The sequence below is a fragment of the Nocardia puris genome (genome assembly GCF_036051655.1).
In the GTDB taxonomy this organism is placed as follows: domain Bacteria; phylum Actinomycetota; class Actinomycetes; order Mycobacteriales; family Mycobacteriaceae; genus Nocardia; species Nocardia puris.
The window spans coordinates 7175743-7191528 of sequence record NZ_CP107943.1 but is presented as its reverse complement, the minus strand read 5'-3'; the positions used below and the strand labels follow the sequence as shown (position 1 = coordinate 7191528).

At 70.7% G+C, this 15786-nt stretch carries 15 protein-coding genes; 12 read left to right on the top strand and 3 right to left on the bottom strand.

Going from position 1 to position 15786, the window contains the following annotated elements; genetic code table 11:
- Nucleotides 1-66 precede the first annotated feature (66 nt).
- The 3 genes from OHB21_RS33385 to OHB21_RS33375 are packed head-to-tail and all read right to left on the bottom strand — an operon-like array spanning nucleotide 67 to nucleotide 1390.
- Complete coding sequence (locus OHB21_RS33385; protein ID WP_067504195.1) at nucleotides 67-963, bottom strand: universal stress protein; 897 nt, start codon at nucleotides 961-963, stop codon at nucleotides 67-69.
- Between the two features lie 17 nt (nucleotides 964-980).
- A complete protein-coding gene (locus OHB21_RS33380; protein WP_067504192.1) occupies nucleotides 981-1253 on the bottom strand; it encodes a hypothetical protein in 273 nt (90 codons plus the stop codon).
- Nucleotides 1250-1390 carry a hypothetical protein gene (locus tag OHB21_RS33375; RefSeq protein ID WP_157115796.1) on the bottom strand — a complete coding sequence of 47 codons (141 nt, stop codon included), beginning with the start codon at nucleotides 1388-1390 and terminating at the stop codon, nucleotides 1250-1252. Before OHB21_RS33375 ends, OHB21_RS33380 begins: the two co-directional genes overlap by 4 nt.
- A 954-nt stretch (nucleotides 1391-2344) precedes the next feature.
- On the opposite strand from OHB21_RS33375, the gene OHB21_RS33370 reads away from it, so the two are divergent.
- From OHB21_RS33370 to OHB21_RS33315, 12 genes are all read left to right on the top strand, one after another.
- A complete protein-coding gene (locus OHB21_RS33370; protein WP_067504190.1) occupies nucleotides 2345-4576 on the top strand; it encodes a SulP family inorganic anion transporter in 2232 nt (743 codons plus the stop codon).
- Between the two features lie 100 nt (nucleotides 4577-4676).
- On the top strand, nucleotides 4677-5108 hold the full coding sequence (locus tag OHB21_RS33365) for a TIGR02611 family protein (RefSeq protein WP_067504187.1): 432 nt from the start codon (nucleotides 4677-4679) through the stop codon (nucleotides 5106-5108).
- On the top strand, nucleotides 5105-5719 hold the full coding sequence (locus tag OHB21_RS33360; protein WP_170160686.1) for a (2Fe-2S)-binding protein: 615 nt from the start codon (nucleotides 5105-5107) through the stop codon (nucleotides 5717-5719). The genes OHB21_RS33365 and OHB21_RS33360 overlap by 4 nt, the downstream gene beginning before the upstream one ends.
- A 521-nt stretch (nucleotides 5720-6240) precedes the next feature.
- Nucleotides 6241-8301 carry a threonine--tRNA ligase gene (thrS, locus tag OHB21_RS33355; protein ID WP_067504182.1) on the top strand — a complete coding sequence of 687 codons (2061 nt, stop codon included), beginning with the start codon at nucleotides 6241-6243 and terminating at the stop codon, nucleotides 8299-8301.
- On the top strand, nucleotides 8298-8870 hold the full coding sequence (locus OHB21_RS33350) for an HIT family protein (RefSeq protein ID WP_067504178.1): 573 nt from the start codon (nucleotides 8298-8300) through the stop codon (nucleotides 8868-8870). Before thrS ends, OHB21_RS33350 begins: the two co-directional genes overlap by 4 nt.
- Before the next feature lie 2 nt (nucleotides 8871-8872).
- Nucleotides 8873-9535 carry a phosphatidylinositol phosphate synthase gene (pgsA, locus tag OHB21_RS33345; protein WP_067504176.1) on the top strand — a complete coding sequence of 221 codons (663 nt, stop codon included), beginning with the start codon at nucleotides 8873-8875 and terminating at the stop codon, nucleotides 9533-9535.
- A 64-nt stretch (nucleotides 9536-9599) separates the two neighbouring features.
- Nucleotides 9600-10559 (top strand): phosphatidylinositol mannoside acyltransferase, encoded by a 960-nt coding sequence (locus tag OHB21_RS33340; protein WP_067504174.1) that lies wholly within the window; start codon nucleotides 9600-9602, stop codon nucleotides 10557-10559.
- Entirely contained in the window at nucleotides 10556-11680 is a 1125-nt protein-coding gene (locus tag OHB21_RS33335; RefSeq protein ID WP_067504171.1) for a glycosyltransferase family 4 protein, read from the top strand. The genes OHB21_RS33340 and OHB21_RS33335 overlap by 4 nt, the downstream gene beginning before the upstream one ends.
- Nucleotides 11680-12723, top strand: a complete 1044-nt coding sequence (locus tag OHB21_RS33330) for an NUDIX hydrolase (RefSeq protein WP_067504311.1) — start codon at nucleotides 11680-11682, stop codon at nucleotides 12721-12723. Before OHB21_RS33335 ends, OHB21_RS33330 begins: the two co-directional genes overlap by 1 nt.
- A 420-nt stretch (nucleotides 12724-13143) precedes the next feature.
- A complete protein-coding gene (gene pdxS, locus OHB21_RS33325; RefSeq protein WP_067504169.1) occupies nucleotides 13144-14064 on the top strand; it encodes a pyridoxal 5'-phosphate synthase lyase subunit PdxS in 921 nt (306 codons plus the stop codon).
- Nucleotides 14065-14287: 223 nt separating this feature from the next.
- Nucleotides 14288-14794 carry a hypothetical protein gene (locus OHB21_RS33320; protein ID WP_067504167.1) on the top strand — a complete coding sequence of 169 codons (507 nt, stop codon included), beginning with the start codon at nucleotides 14288-14290 and terminating at the stop codon, nucleotides 14792-14794.
- 112 nt (nucleotides 14795-14906) lie between these two features.
- Nucleotides 14907-15437: a hypothetical protein gene (locus tag OHB21_RS33315; RefSeq protein ID WP_147265722.1), complete on the top strand. Its 531-nt coding sequence runs from the start codon at nucleotides 14907-14909 to the stop codon at nucleotides 15435-15437.
- Nucleotides 15438-15786: the final 349 nt, after the last annotated feature.

Sequence of the window (15786 nt, the reverse complement as noted above, 5' to 3'; positions counted from 1 at the left end):
CCGCCGCCCGAATCGTCCGCGTCCAGCCGCCTGCGCTGGTCCGGGTGGGCGGCCCGGTCGCGTCCGCTAGTCCGGATGCGCGACGAGCACCGGGCACGCCGCCCGGTGGAGGAGGGCGTTGCTCGTCGAACCGAGGAGCAGGCCGAGAAAACCGCCGCGCCCCCGGCTGCCGACCACGACGAGTTGGGCGGTCTCGGAGTGGCGCAGCAGGTGTTTGCGGGAGCCGGCGGGGTGGATGTCGAATTCGACGTGGACTTCCGGGTACTTCGCCTGCCAGCCCGCGAGGCGCTCGGACAGCATCTCCGCGGCGGCCGCTTCGACCCCGCCGTCGGGGAGGACGCCGGTGAACACTCGGAAGGCGTCGACGGTGATGTCGTTGACGGCGTGCACCACGATCAGCGGCGCGTCGCGGAACGCGGCTTCGGCGAAGGCGGCGGCCACGGCGGGCTCACCGACCCGGCTGCCGTCGACGCCCACCACCACGGGCCGGTCGGCAGGGTGGTCGTCGCCGCGCACCACCACGATCGAGCCGTGCCCGTGCGCGCCGACCGCGTACACGGTGGAGCCGATGGGGGAGAGCGGCCCGCCCGAACCCGCGCCCATCACCACCAGGTGCGCGGTCGCCGAGGCGTCGATGAGCAGTTTCGAGGGGTGCTCCGGCGAGACCTCGGTGCGCACCTCGCAGTCCGGCGCGGCCGCGAGCGCGACCTCTCGTGCGGCGGCCACCACGCGTTCGGCGCGCTCGCGCAACGCGTCGGCGACACCGGGAACCATCGCGTCGTAGGCGCCGTAGATCGCCGTCACCGCGGTGAGGTCGTACCCGTGCACGAGGCGCAGCGCACGATTGCGGCCCGCTGCGGTGCTCGCGGCCCAGCGCACGGCGCGATCGGAGGAGAGGGAGCCGTCGACGCCGACCACGACGGCGGCGGTGGCGAGGTGGTGCGGATCCGAGGAGCGGGACATGGCGGCCTCCGGAGGGTTCAGTCGCCGCGGCGGCGACGGGATGTGGACGGGCGCCGGGTGCCGTTGCGCCCCAGCGTGATTCCCCAGCGCAGGAGCCACGCGGAGGCTCCGACGTACATCGCGAACGTCACGTAGACCAGCCCGCCGAAATCGGCGGCCCACCCGGCCAGCGCGAACGAGGCGGCCGCGGCGAGGGCCAACAGGACGGCGCCGAGGATGCGGGCCGGGACCGCCAGCACGGACAGGTCCGTGCCGGCGGCGCGGCGATCCGGGGCGGCCACGGCGTTCATCCCGGGTCCCGCGAAACGGCGCCGGGATTCGCGACGAACTGGAGAGCGGCGACCCGGTCGGCGCGGCGAGCGGACAGCGCGAGACCCGCCGCGCGGGGAGCGCGGTGGCGGGGATGAGAGGTCTCGCTGTCGATCATGTCCCCAGTCTTCGGCCCCCCGGGGTGCGCAAACAGGGGACTTCTACCCGTTTCGGAGGGCCCTGAGTCCCTTCGCGGTGACCCGGCCAGACCGTGCCGTACTTGTGACGCGTATCACGATTTGATAGCGGTTCGATGTTTCCGCCCGGAAAGCTTTCCGTGCGCTTTGCGAAGTCTTTACTATTGACAATGGCCCCGGTGCCGGAGGGGCCGCCGCTCGCGTGAAACATCTTGTGCTCCACCACGCTTCGCCCGCCGCTCGCTTTCGATGCCAGTACATGTTGACCGATGAACCGGAACGGCCGCACGCCGCGCCGGCGAAGGAGAGATATGTCCACCGACACCGATCCCGCACCACGGACGTCGCGGTCGTCCCGCACACCCCGCACCGACGCGGAGGTCACTGCGGCCCTTGTATTTTCGATCGATCATGCCGCCGCTTCGCGCGGTGCTCGCCCCCGTGTCGCGAGCCCGTCCGCGGGCGGTTCGTCAGGCCGTACGCGCGGCCGTCCGGTGCGCAGAGTCGCCAGGACGCGCGGTTACGGCGCGGTCGGCCCGGACGATCCGACCGGGATCCGGCAGGCGCGAGGGCCTCGCGCGAACCTGAGAATCCTCGTTCCCGCGACGGCGCGCGACGGGGTGGACGGCCGTGTGCCGCCCGCCTGACCGGCGTGCGCGACGGACGTGGAACGGGCGCTCCCGCTGCACGATTCGACCCTGGTGTGCCGGACAACACACCGGCGGGGAGATATGTGAGCCGCCACGAAGCTCTTCCCTCTCAGGCTTTGCTAAGCCTTTACTAATAGCCTCGTTCCAGCTTTACCTTCTCGACCCGTCGCTGTGTCGGGACAGCTTCACCGCGAGATGCCGGTTCGCGGTCTTTTGCCCTGTTGGACAAAGTTGATCGTCAACCGACGTCGGCGCCGTGCGCGCCGAGTCGGCGAAGGAGAAGCCATGGCTGTCGAGAGTGATCTCGCCCCACCCCCGACCACGCCGCGCGCACGGGCCCTGTCCGAATGGCTGGCATCCGTTGTGCGCCATGATGTTCCCGCGTCGATCGTGGTCTTCCTCGTCGCGCTGCCGCTCTCGCTCGGCATCGCGCTCGCCTCCGGCGCGCCCGTCGCGGCCGGACTCATCGCCGCCGTCGTCGGCGGCATCGTCGCCGGTGTCCTCGGCGGCTCCGTGCTCCAGGTCAGCGGCCCCGCCGCGGGCCTGACCGTCGTCGTCGCCGAATCCATCAACCAATTCGGTTGGCGCGTCACGTGTTTCATCGTCGTCGCGGCCGGGTTGTTACAGATCCTGTTCGGGCTCAGCCGGATCGCGCGCGCCGCGCTGGCCGTGGCGCCCGTCGTGGTGCACGCCATGCTCGCGGGCATCGGCATCACCATCGCGCTGCAACAGATCCACGTGCTGCTCGGCGGCTCGTCGGAGAGCTCGGCGTGGAGCAATATCAGCGCGTTGCCCGGCCGGCTGGCGTCACTGGACGCCGGCGACGCCGTGGTGGGCACGGTGGTCATCGCGATCATGCTCGGGTGGCGCTACGCACCCGAGAAGATCAGGGTGGTGCCGGGACCGCTGGTGGCGGTGCTGGCGGGCACGCTGCTCTCGCTGGTGCTGCCCACCCACGTCGAGCGGATCGTGCTCAACGGCTCGCTGTTCGACGCCATCGGCCTGCCGCAGATCCCCGACGGCGGCTGGGGCGCGGTGGCGCTCATGGTGCTCACCATCGCGCTGATCGCCAGCGTCGAGAGCCTGCTCTCGGCCGTCGCGGTCGACAAGATGCACTCGGGCAAGCGCACCAACTTCGATCGTGAGCTGGTCGGTCAGGGATCGGCCAACGTGGTGTCGGGCATGCTCGGCGGCCTGCCGGTCACCGGTGTGATCGTGCGCAGCTCGGCGAACGTGGCGGCGGGTGCGCGCAGCCGCGCCTCCGCGGTGCTGCACGGCGTGTGGATCCTGCTGTTCTCGGTGGCGCTGGTCTCGGTGGTGCAGCAGATCCCGACGGCCGCGCTGGCCGGTCTGCTCATCGTGATCGGCATCCAGCTGGTGAAGCTGGCCCACATCAAGCTCGCCCGGCGCACCGGCGACTTGCTCGTCTACGCGGTGACCGTGCTCGGCGTGGTGTTCCTGAACCTGCTCGAGGGCGTGCTCATCGGCCTGCTGCTCGCCTTCGCGCTGCTGCTGTGGCGGGTGGTGCGGGTCGCGATCGACGCCCGCCAGATCCCGCAGTCGCAGCGCTGGCTGGTGACCATCGACGGTTCCTGCACCTTCCTGGCGCTGCCGCGCCTCTCGGCGGAACTGGCGAAGGTGCCGCCGGGCACCGATGTGACCGTGGAGATGACCGTCGACTTCCTCGACCACGCCGCCTTCGAGGCCATCGAGGAGTGGGTGCGCCAGCAGGAACACGGCGGCGGCAGCGTCGAATTCGTCGAGATCGGCACCGTGCGCATGGCCGATGCGCTCTCCGGCCCGCCCGCGCGCGGGTTCGGGCGGGCGGTGTGGGACGAGATCCTGGGCCCGTGGCAGCGCGACGACCGCAAGGCCGATCCGGTGGCCGAGGGCGTGGCCGCGTTCCACCGCAGTCACGCGCACGTGGTGCGCCCGCACCTGGGCGGTCTGGCCGACCGGCAGGACCCGCACTCGTTCTTCCTGACCTGCTCGGACTCGCGGATCGTGCCGAACGTCATCACCAACAGCGGGCCCGGCGACCTGTTCACCGTGCGCAACGTGGGCAACCTGGTGCCCGAATCCGGTGACGCGTCGGTGGAAGCGGCCCTGGTGTTCGCGCTCGAGGAACTGAACGTGCGCTCGGTGGTGGTGTGCGGGCATTCCTCCTGCGGGGCCATGCACGCGCTGCACACCGGCACCGCGACCGGCCCGTCCATCGGCCCGTGGCTTGCGCACGCGAAGCCGAGCCTGCGGCGCTTCCGGCACGGGCACCCGGTCGTGATGGCGGCCCGCGCGGCGGGCTTCGGCGAGGTCGACCAGCTGAGCATGGTGAACGTCGCCGTGCAGCTGGAGACGCTGCACCGGCATCCGGTGGTGCGGCGCGCGGTCGCCGAACGCGGGGTGCGGGTGTCGGGGCTGTTCTTCGACATCGCGGGCGCACGCGTGGTCGAGGTGACGGTGGACGGCCTGGCCCACATCGAGGGCGCCACCGACCGTCCGGTGCCCGAACTGGTCTGATCCGCACGATGCCGGGGAACCCGCGGTGACCTGCCGGTCGCCGCGGGTTCTTCGTCACCGGGACCGGTCGGACGGCCGGACAGCTCGTACCCTGGCGAATGTGAGCGTGGAGTTGGAGAAGGACAGCCCCGAAACGCCGAGCGGATGGCGTGGCTTTCGCGCGCGTGTCGCGGCGCGCCCTACGCTGAACCGCGCGTACCGCATCGGTGTGGGCGTGGTCGGCGTCGCGGTGCTGGCCGTGGGCATCGTCGCGATCCCGTATCCGGGGCCGGGCTGGGCCATCGTGTTCGCCGGACTCGGCATCCTCGCCACCGAATTCGGCTGGGCGAAGAAGGCGCTGGCCGCGGTGCGGGAGCGCTACTGGCAGCTCATGAACTGGTATGTCTCCCAGGGACTGTTCCTGCGGGCCCTCGGAGCGATAGCTACTGTATTGCTCGTCCTCGCGACGCTGTGGGTCCTCGGAACATTCGGAATGGTCGGCGGCTGGATCGGAGTCGAAGCGGAATGGTTGCGCAGTCCCCTGACGTGGTGAACACCGTCCCCGGCGGCATGCTCACCGAGCCTACGTGGCTGAGCGCCAGGATCACCGAGATGGGGGAGGCTTGGGGCACCGCCGTCCCGCGCGTGGCGGGCACCCTGTGGTGGTGCATGGTCGCGTCCGCACTGGTGGAGCCACTGGCCAGGGCCTACGCCACCGGGCAGCTGCCGCCCGAACCCGCGCTGGACCGGCTCGACTGCGAGGTGCGGCCCGACGGCGGCGTGGAGCGGGTGCGCATCCCGCCGGTCGACGCGCCGGATCCCGCGCGCGCCGCGGCCGTCCTGCGCGAGACCTTGGCCGCCGTCATCCCCGTCGTGGCGGCCGTGTCGGGGGCCGGAGTGCCCTCGCTGTGGGCCGTGGCCGCCGACGCCATGGGTAACCGCGCCCTCGACGCGGGGGACGGAAGTGCGGGCGCCCGGCTGGCCGAACAGGTCGGCGGGCGATTGCCGGTGCCGCGCTTCGTCGAGGTGGGCGGCCGGACCTTCCTGCGCCGGACGTCGTGCTGTCTGGTCTACGAGGTCGACGGCTGCCAGATGTGCACCAGCTGCCCGAAGCGTCCCGCCGCCGAACGCACGGCCTTGCTCGAGCGCGCCGCGCGGGGGTGAACGGGGCGGCGCGCCTGGCTCGCGGGTCGTGGAGGGCTGGGGTCGCCAGGTGCCGCCCGTCACAGCGGTGGACCGTTCGATGGAGTGCCGCGGATACTCCGGCACGATTCCCCGCGCGCGTGCCGTCCGCGGCGGATCGCGCGGGTACTCGAAAACCCGGCTCCCGCGCCTGACACCGCTGCCCGCCGAGGTCGCCACCCTGTGGTTGGAAGTCGCGGCACGCCGAGGGCGGATCGCGAGACGCAACGTCGCCGCCCGCGTGGTGGGGGAAACGAGGCCCGGAAGTCCGTCGGGGGCCGCCCATGGCGATGGCGATGCCCGTGCGGTGGGCGGCGAAGGGTGCCCGAGGCCCCACCGCGCGAAGTCGTGCACAGGTGCGTGCGTTGTGGATTCGTGGTGGCCTGGGGGCAGGTGCGAGGATGCTGGCTGGCTAGCATGAGAACGCCCGGAGCGAACGACCGCCCCGGCGCCGACGCGCGGGAACCCGCCCGCACCCAGAACACGTCAAGGAGAGCGCCGCCGTGACCACCACCGCCGCCAGCACCCCCGCCGCCCTCGTCCGGGTGCAGGCCGGGACGACGGCGGGCGCCGCGGTGCGCGAGGCCGGACTGCCCACCAAGGGCCCGCAGACCGTCGTCGTGGTGCGCGACGCCGAGGGCGCGCTGCGTGATCTGTCCTGGGTGCCCGACACCGATGTCGAGGTCGAGCCCGTCGCCGCCGACACCGAGGACGGCCGCAGCGTCATCCGGCACTCGGCCGCGCACGTGCTGGCCCAGGCGGTGCAGCAGGAGTTTCCCGAGGCCAAGCTCGGCATCGGCCCGCCCATCAAGGACGGCTTCTACTACGACTTCCGCGTCGACCGGCCCTTCACCCCCGAGGATCTGGCCAAGCTGGAGACCCGGATGAAGAAGATCATCAAAGGCGCGCAACGCTTCTCGCGCCGGGTGGTCGAGGTCGAGGAGGCCCGCGCGGAACTGGCGGGCGAGCCGTTCAAGCTCGAGCTGATCAGCGACAAGTCCGGCATCGACGACCCCGAGGTGATGGAGGTCGGCGGCAAAGAGCTGACCATCTACGACAACCTGGACCCCCGCAGCGGCGAACGGATCTGGGGCGACCTGTGCCGGGGCCCGCACATCCCCACCACCAAGTTCATCCCCGCCTTCAAGCTCACCCGCAGCTCGGCCGCCTACTGGCGGGGCGACCAGAACCGCGAGGACCTGCAGCGCGTCTACGGCACCGCCTGGGAATCCCAGGAGGCCATGGACGAGTACCTGCACCTGCTCGCCGAGGCCGAGCGCCGCGACCACCGCAAGCTGGGCCTGGAGCTGGACCTGTTCAGCTTCCCCGACGAGCTCGGCTCGGGCCTGCCGGTGTTCCACCCCAAGGGCGGCATCATCCGCAAGGAGCTCGAGGAGTACTCGCGCAGGCGGCACGTGGCGGCGGGCTACGAGTTCGTCAACACCCCGCACATCACCAAGGGCCACCTGTTCGAGGTGTCGGGCCACCTGGACTGGTACCGCGACGGCATGTTCCCGGCCATGCACCTGGACGCGGAGCTGAACGAGGACGGCACCGTCCGCAAGCCCGGCCAGGACTACTACGTCAAGCCGATGAACTGCCCGATGCACAACCTGATCTTCCGCGCGCGCGGCCGGTCCTACCGCGAACTGCCGCTGCGGCTGTTCGAGTTCGGGTCGGTGTACCGGTACGAGAAGTCCGGCGTGGTGCACGGCCTGACCAGGGTGCGCGGCATGACCCAGGACGACGCGCACATCTACTGCACCAAGGAGCAGATGCACGCCGAGCTCACCGACACCCTGCGGTTCGTGCTCGACCTGCTGAAGGACTACGGCCTCGACGACTTCTACCTGGAGCTGTCCACCAAGGACCCGGAGAAGTTCGTCGGCTCCGACGAGATCTGGGAGGAAGCCACCGAGACCCTGTCGAAGGTGGCCGCGGCCTCCGGTCTGGAACTGGTGCCCGATCCGGGCGGCGCGGCGTTCTACGGCCCCAAGATCTCGGTGCAGGCCAAGGACGCGCTGGGCCGCACCTGGCAGATGTCGACCATCCAGCTCGACTTCAACCTGCCGGAGCGGTTCGATCTGGAGTACACCGCCTCCGACGGCACCAAGCAGCGTCCGGTGATGATCCACCGCGCGCTGTTCGGCTCGATCGAACGGTTCTTCGGCGTGCTCACCGAGCACTACGCGGGCGCCTTCCCGGCCTGGTTGTCCCCGGTGCAGGTGGTGGGCATCCCGGTCGCCGAGGCCTTCGCCCCGCACCTGGACAAGGTGATCGAGCTGCTGCACGAGCGCGGCGTGCGCGCCCACGTGGACCGCAGCGACGACCGGATGCAGAAGAAGATCTTCAATAACACCGCGCAGAAGGTCCCGTTCATGCTGCTGGCCGGCGAGCGGGACGTGAACGCGGGCGCGGTGAGCTTCCGGTTCCGCGACGGCACCCAGGTCAACGGCGTCCCGGTCGACGACGCGGTCGCCACCGTGGCCGACTGGATCGCGCGCCGGGAGAACGCCTCGCCGACGGCGGAGGGTTTCGAGATCGTCTCGGCGGCGGGCGCATGAGTATCCCGGACGCCGTGGATGACACGGAGGGGAACATCGTGGACATCGGCACGGGCGAACCCGATCGGCTGCAACGACTCTGGACTCCGTACCGGATGTCCTACATCACCGAGGCCGCCGGCTCGCGCCCCAAGGACGCGACCGGGCACCCGTTCACCGACATCCCGAAGATGTCGGACGAGGACGGCCTGATCGTCGCGCGCGGCGATCTGGTGTACGCGGTGCTGAACCTGTACCCGTACAACCCCGGTCACATGATGGTGGTGCCCTATCGCCGGGTCGCCGACCTGGAGGACCTCACCGACGCCGAGGCCGCCGAGCTGATGGCGTTCACCCAGCGTGCCATCCGGGTGATGAAGAGCGTGTCCCGCCCGCACGGCTTCAACGTGGGCCTCAACCTGGGCGGCGTCGCGGGCGGGTCGCTGGCCGACCACCTGCACCAGCACATCGTGCCGCGCTGGGGCGGCGACGCGAACTTCATCACCGTGGTGGGCGGCGTGAAGGTGATGCCGCAGCTGCTCCGGGAGACCAGGGCGCTGCTGGCCGCCGCGTGGAAGGAAACGGACTAGCCGTGCTCAGCTTCTTCGGCCGCGACACGTTCGCCAAGGCGACCGCCCCGCTGGGCAAGGCGCTGGTGAGCACCGGACTGACCCCCGACGCGGTCACCCTGATCGGGACCGCCGCGTCGATCGCGGCCGCGGTCACGCTGTTCCCGACGGGTCACCTGTTCTGGGGCACCATGGTGATCTGGCTGTTCGTCATGTTCGACATGCTCGACGGCGCGATGGCGCGGGCGCGCGGCGGTGGCACCAGATACGGTGCGGTGCTGGACGCCACCTGCGACCGGGTCGCCGACGGCGCGATCTTCGGCGGCCTGGCCTGGTGGGCGGTCTACCACGAGAACAACAGGTGGCTGTTCGCGGCGACGCTGGTGGTGCTGGTGACCTCGCAGGTCATCTCCTACGCCAAGGCGCGCGCCGAGGCGAGCGGGCTCTCGGCCGACGGCGGCCTCATCGAGCGTCCCGACCGGTTGATCATCGTGCTGGTCGGCGCGGGTTTCACCGGCATCGGCGGCCACTGGGACATCGAGTGGCTGACCTACGCCGTGCACGTCGCGATGTGGATTCTCGCGGTGCTGAGCATCATCACCGTGTTCCAGCGGGTGCTGGCCGTGCGGAATTCGCCGGGCGCGCGCGACGTGATCCCGCCCGCCGCAGCGCAGGAGGCGCGGTGAGCGCTCGCGCCGGGCGAATCGGTCATAGCGGACGTACTGTCGGAGTTGTGGCACAGGGGGCACGGTGAGTTTCGGAGAACGGCTGAGCGACGCCGGATACGCGGCGGGTTGGCGCCTGGTGCGCGCGCTCCCGGAGCGTGCCGCGCGCAAACTCTTCGACTGGGGCGGTGAACGCGCGGCGCGCGACGGCGGCCCGGATCAGTTGCGGCGCAACCTCGCCCGCGTCCTCGGCGTCGCGCCCGCCGAGGTCCCCGACGACTTGATGCGCGCGAGCCTGCGCTCCTACGCGCGGTACTGGCGCGAGGCGTTCCGGCTGCCCACCATGGACCACGCGGCGCTGGGTTCCTCCCCGCTGCACCCGGTCGGCGGGCTCGAGCATCTGGACGCGGCGCTGGAACGCGGCCGCGGCGTGGTCTTCGTGCTCCCGCACTCCGGGAACTGGGATATGGCCGGGTTGTGGCTGGTGCAGAACTACGGCGGGCTCACCACCGTGGCGGAACGCCTGAAGCCGGAGTCGCTGTTCGAGCGGTTCGTCGCCTACCGGGAGAGCCTCGGCTTCGAGGTGTTCCCGCTGACCGGCGGTGAGCAGCCGCCTTTCGCGGTGCTCGCCGAGCGGCTGCGCCAGAACAAGATCGTCTGCCTGATGGGCGAGCGCGACCTCACCGGCAAGGGCGTGCCGGTCACCTTCTTCGGCGAGCGCACCTGGATGCCGGCCGGCGCGGCGAAACTGGCCATCGAGACGGGCGCCGCGTTATTGCCGGTGCACGCCTGGTACCGGGTCACCGACGACGGCACGGAGGCGTGGGGGCTGAAAACCGAAGCGCCGGTGGACGTCTCGGGTGGCGTCGCCGCCGCGACGCAGGCGCTGGCCGACCGGTTCGCGGCCAACATCGCCGAACATCCGGCTGACTGGCACATGCTGCAACCGCTCTGGGAGGGCGATCTGTCGCCCGAGCGGCTGGCCAGGATCGCGGCCGCGCAGGCCGAACTCGGGCGCCACACGGCGGGAGACGAGGCGTCGTGAAGATCGGGATGGTGTGCCCGTACTCCTTCGACGTCCCCGGCGGCGTGCAGGCGCACGTCGTGGAGCTGGCCCGGGTCCTCATCGAGCGCGGCCACAAGGTCAGCGTGCTCGCGCCGGCCTCGGAGGAGACGCCGCTGCCGGAGTTCGTGGTGTCGGCGGGGCGCGCGGTCGCCATTCCGTACAACGGCTCGGTCGCGCGACTCTCCTTCGGCCCCATGGCCTACACCCGCATCCGGCGCTGGATCGACGGCAACGACTTCGACGTGCTGCACATCCACGAGCCCAACGCGCCGAGCCTGTCCATGCTGGCGCTGAAGATCGCCGAGGGGCCGATCGTGGCCACCTTCCACACCTCCACCACGAAGTCCTTGGTGCTCAGTACTTTTCAGGGCGTGCTGCGGCCGTACCACGAGAAGATCAGCGGTCGGATCGCGGTGTCGGAGCTGGCCCGCCGCTGGCAGGTGGAGGCGCTGGGCTCCGACGCGGTGGAGATCCCCAACGGCGTCGACGTGGCGGCGTTCGCCCGTGCCCCCATGCTGGAGGGCTACCCGCGCGCGGGCGGCACGGTGCTGTTCCTCGGCCGCTACGACGAGCCGCGCAAAGGCATGGAGGTGCTGCTCGGCGCACTGCCCGAGCTGGTGCGCCGCCACCCGGAGCTGGAGATCCTCATCGTCGGGCGCGGTGACGAGGAGCGCCTGCGCCGCGAGGCCGGTCCGCACGCGCGCCACCTGCGCTTCCTCGGGCAGGTCTCCGACGAGGAGAAGGCCTCGGCCATGCGCAGCGCCGATGTGTACGTCGCGCCCAACCTGGGCGGCGAGAGCTTCGGCATCATCCTGATCGAGGCGATGGCGGCGGGCACCGCCGTGGTGGCCAGCGAGCTCGACGCCTTCCGCCGCGTGCTGCGCGACGGCGCGGCGGGTGTACTGGTCCCGGTGGGCGACGCGCCCGCGCTGGCCACCGCGATCGACGGGGTGCTCACCGACACCGCCCGGCGCGAGCGCCTTGTCCGCACCGCGAATCAGGTGGTCGGCGAATACGATTGGCCCGTGGTGGCCGAACAGATCCTGCGCGTCTACGAGACGGTCACCGTCGGCGACACGAGGGTCCGGGCCGCCGGATGATCACCTTCTCCGCCACCACGGTCCTCGTTCTCGCGCTGATCGCGGCCGTCGTCGTGGCGATCGGCCTGTGGGCCTACTCCACGGCCAACCGGCTCGACCGGCTGCACGTGCGCTCCGACCAGTCCTGGCACGCGCTGGAATCGGCGCTGGCCCGGCGCGCGGTGGTCGCGCGCTCGGTGGCCATGGCGATCGCCGGGCCGGTGTCGGATCCGGCGCTGGCCGAACAGGCCAAGCACCTGTCCGGGCTGGCCGACCGGGCCGAACGCGCCGACCGGGCCGAACGCGAGACCGTCGAGAACCAGCTGTCCGCCGCGCTGTCGGGGGTCGATATCGCGCAGTTGCGGCCCCAGCTGGTGGCCGAACTGGCCGATGCCGAGGCCAGGGTCCTGATCGCCCGCCGATTCCACAACGACGCCGTCCGCGACACGCTCGCCCTGCGCACCCGGCGCCCGGTGCGCTGGCTGCACCTGGGCGGCACCGCGCCGCTGCCCACCTACTTCGAGATCACCGAACGCGCCACCCCCGCCGCGTCCACCGGGCTCGAGGTCGACACGATCCGCACGTCGGCGCGCGTCGTGCTCCTCGACGAGCAGGACCGCGTGCTGCTGATGCGCGGCCACGACCCCAAGACGCCCGACGTGTCGTTCTGGTTCACCATCGGCGGCGGCGTGGAGCCGGGGGAGAGCCTGCGCGCGGCCGCCGTGCGGGAGCTGTGGGAGGAGACCGGGCACCGCGCCGATCCGGTGAGCCTGCGCGGCCCGATCTGGCGGCGGGTCGCCGTCTTCCCGTTCGACGGCGAACTGATCCGCGCCGAGGAGCTGTTCTTCGCGCTGCGCGTGCGCCAGTTCGATCCGGAGCCGGGCAACCTCACCCACGTCGAGCGCCGGTGCATCACCGGGCACCGCTGGTGCACGCCCGAGGAGATCCGGGCCATCGACGCCACCGGCGAGACCGTCTACCCGTACCACCTGGACGAACTCCTGCCCGAGGCCGCCGCCGTCGCGTCGGGCAACGACGATCCCGAGGTCCGCTCCATCCGCTGAGCGCTCCGCGCCGCCCTGTGATCCGCTTCACTTCGTGATAGCTTCGGGACTGGATCGCGCCGCCGCGGGTAGCCCAGCTGCGGGCGGCGCGGTGGTACCGGAGCCGCTGCTCCCCGTCGACGTGGAGCGGTCCGTTTCGCTGGTGTGGAGGGATGTAGTTCATGTCGTACCTGCTGTTCGATTTCCTGTTGCCGATCCTGGGTCCGGCCGCCGCCGAGTATTGGGCGCAGCTGCTGGTGATCGATCCGGTCTGATTCCGGTGATCCGCCGTCGACGGCGGCGGATGCGGCGAACGGGAGCGGTGGACCGAGCGGGTGCGCCGGGGGACCAGTCCAGTGGTCTCCAACTGGCTATCAAGTGGCATTTCGGGCGGGCCTAGAATTGGCTCGTTCCTCGATCCGCGCGACCCGATAGGCGCCCATGACACAGGAGTTTGCCGTGACCACGCCCGAGCCCACCACCACCGTCGGCACCGCCCGCGTCAAGCGCGGCATGGCCGAAATGCTCAAGGGCGGGGTGATCATGGACGTCGTCACCCCGGAGCAGGCCAAGATCGCCGAGGACGCCGGCGCGGTCGCGGTCATGGCGCTCGAGCGGGTCCCCGCCGACATCCGCGCCCAGGGCGGCGTGTCCCGGATGAGCGATCCGGACATGATCGACGGCATCATCAACGCCGTGTCCATCCCGGTGATGGCCAAGGCCCGCATCGGTCACTTCGTGGAGGCGCAGATCCTGCAGAGCCTCGGCGTCGACTACATCGACGAGTCCGAGGTGCTCACCCCCGCCGACTACACCAACCACATCGACAAGTGGAACTTCACCGTTCCCTTCGTCTGTGGCGCGACCAACCTGGGCGAGGCGCTTCGCCGCATCACCGAAGGCGCGGCCATGATCCGCTCCAAGGGCGAGGCCGGCACCGGTGACGTGTCCAACGCGACCACCCACATGCGCCAGATCCGCCAGGAGATCCGCAAGCTGGCCGCGCTGCCCGCCGACGAGCTGTACGTGGCGGCCAAGGAACTGCAGGCCCCCTACGAGCTGGTCCGCGAGGTCGCCGAGACCGGCAAGCTGCCCGTGGTGTTGTTCACCGCCGGCGGTATCGCCACCCCCGCCGACGCGGCGATGATGATGCAGCTCGGCGCTGAGGGCGTGTTCGTGGGCTCCGGCATCTTCAAGTCGGGCAACCCGGAACAGCGCGCGGCCGCGATCGTGAAGGCCACCACCTTCCACGACGACCCCGACGTGCTGGCGAAGGTGTCGCGCGGGCTGGGCGAGGCCATGGTGGGCATCAACGTGGAGGAGATCGCGCAGCCGCACCGGCTCGCCGAGCGCGGTTGGTGAACAGGTTTCGACGCCCGGTCACGGAGGTTTCCGCGGCCGGGCGTTCGCGTGTCCGGGTTCGACTCTTGGGCCGGTCACACGGCGGTCTCAGAGTTTCCACAGAGCCGCCGGATAGCGTCGGGCGCGGTGCCGATGACGTCCGCTGGCCCCGCGCGGGCGCGACACGGCGCGATGACGCAGCCGGGGCGACGCGACCCGATTCGAACGCAAAGGACGACAGTTGATGTTTCGCAGGACCGGAAAGATCGCGATCGCAGGCCTGGCGGCCGTGGCGGCGCTGAGCCTGGCCGCGTGCGGCAGCGACGACGGGGGCGACGACACACCCACCACCACGACCACGTCGGCGACCGCCCAGGCCACCACCACGCAGGCGGAGAACACGCCGGCGGTGCCGTCGGTGGCGGATCTGAACGCGCAGTTGCAGCGCGCGCTCGACCCGGCCGTGCCCAACGAGGAGAAGCTCGACATGGTGCAGGGCGTCGAGGCGGATCCGGAACTGCCGGGTCGCTTGGCGCAGGCATACACCGACACCGGCGCCACCATCGAGGTCACCGACGTCACGGCGTACGGAAATGTGGTCAACGCGAAGGCGAAGGTCGTCCTCAACGGCCAGGAGAACATCGTGGATGTCCCCTTCGTCGCCGAGGACGGCAAGTGGAAGGTCCAGAAGGACTGGGCTTGCCAGATGCTCACCGCGTTCGGTCAGCAGTCGGTGGCCTGCACCGCCTGATGCGAGCCGAATAACCAAGCGCTCCAACGAACCCGGTCGTGCGTGGCCGGGTTCCGTGCCGTTCGGGGGATATTCGGACGACACCGCCCGCACCGCCTGCGAGCATGGTCGGGTGACAGCGGAGCTTCCCCATTTTCACGGTGATTTCGAGGCGCATGTTACCGTGCGCGTCGACGACCCGGCCGACGCGCTGGAGCGGCACGCGGCGGCGCACGGTGCGAAGTTCGTCCACATCGCCTTGGCCGGAGGTCGGGTGCCCGTGCAGCCGATGTTCACCCTTCGGCGCTCGGGTTCCCTTGTGGCCGTGCGTGATTCGGTGCGAGATTTCGCGGAAGGCGTGGTGGCGGCCGGTTTCGGCGTGACGCGGGTGAAGATCGAGGCGACACCGTGGGCGGCCGGTGTGCCGCGCACCGACGCCGCGGGATTCGCGCTGGGGGAGCGGTTCTACTTCGAGCATCACATCAAGCTGCTGCTCGGCCGGGAACTGTCCCTCTTCGACTACAGCACTGTCGAATTGGTTATCGGACTGCGGGAAGTGCTGGGACACAAGGAATTCACGCCGAATATGGTCACCGAACTCGTGCACTCGGAGTGCGGGGCGGGGCGCACCGATCGCATCGATCCGCGCGAGATCGCCGCATAGATCGCACAGGACAGGGGAAGCGAGTCATGACGGTTACGCCGTGGGATCGGAGGAGGACGGGGCAATGGCCCGCCGACGAGGTGGCGGCAATATTCGAGCGGTGAGGTCGGCGCGCTCTGCCGGGCGTGGGATGGAGGGTGGAGCCGGATGCCTCGGGCGGCACCCGGTTGTCGCGCCGAGATCGCCGCTCGCTCACCTCGTGCCCATCCCCGAAGAGTCGCAGCGGCATCCACGGTCAGGTCGGAGGTGGGTCCGTACCATTCGTCGAGGACTCGTCGGAGTCGGTTGCCCCGGTGGAGCTTTCGCGAAGCGCCGCGGTCCACAGCCGGATCATCGTCTCGACGCAGTC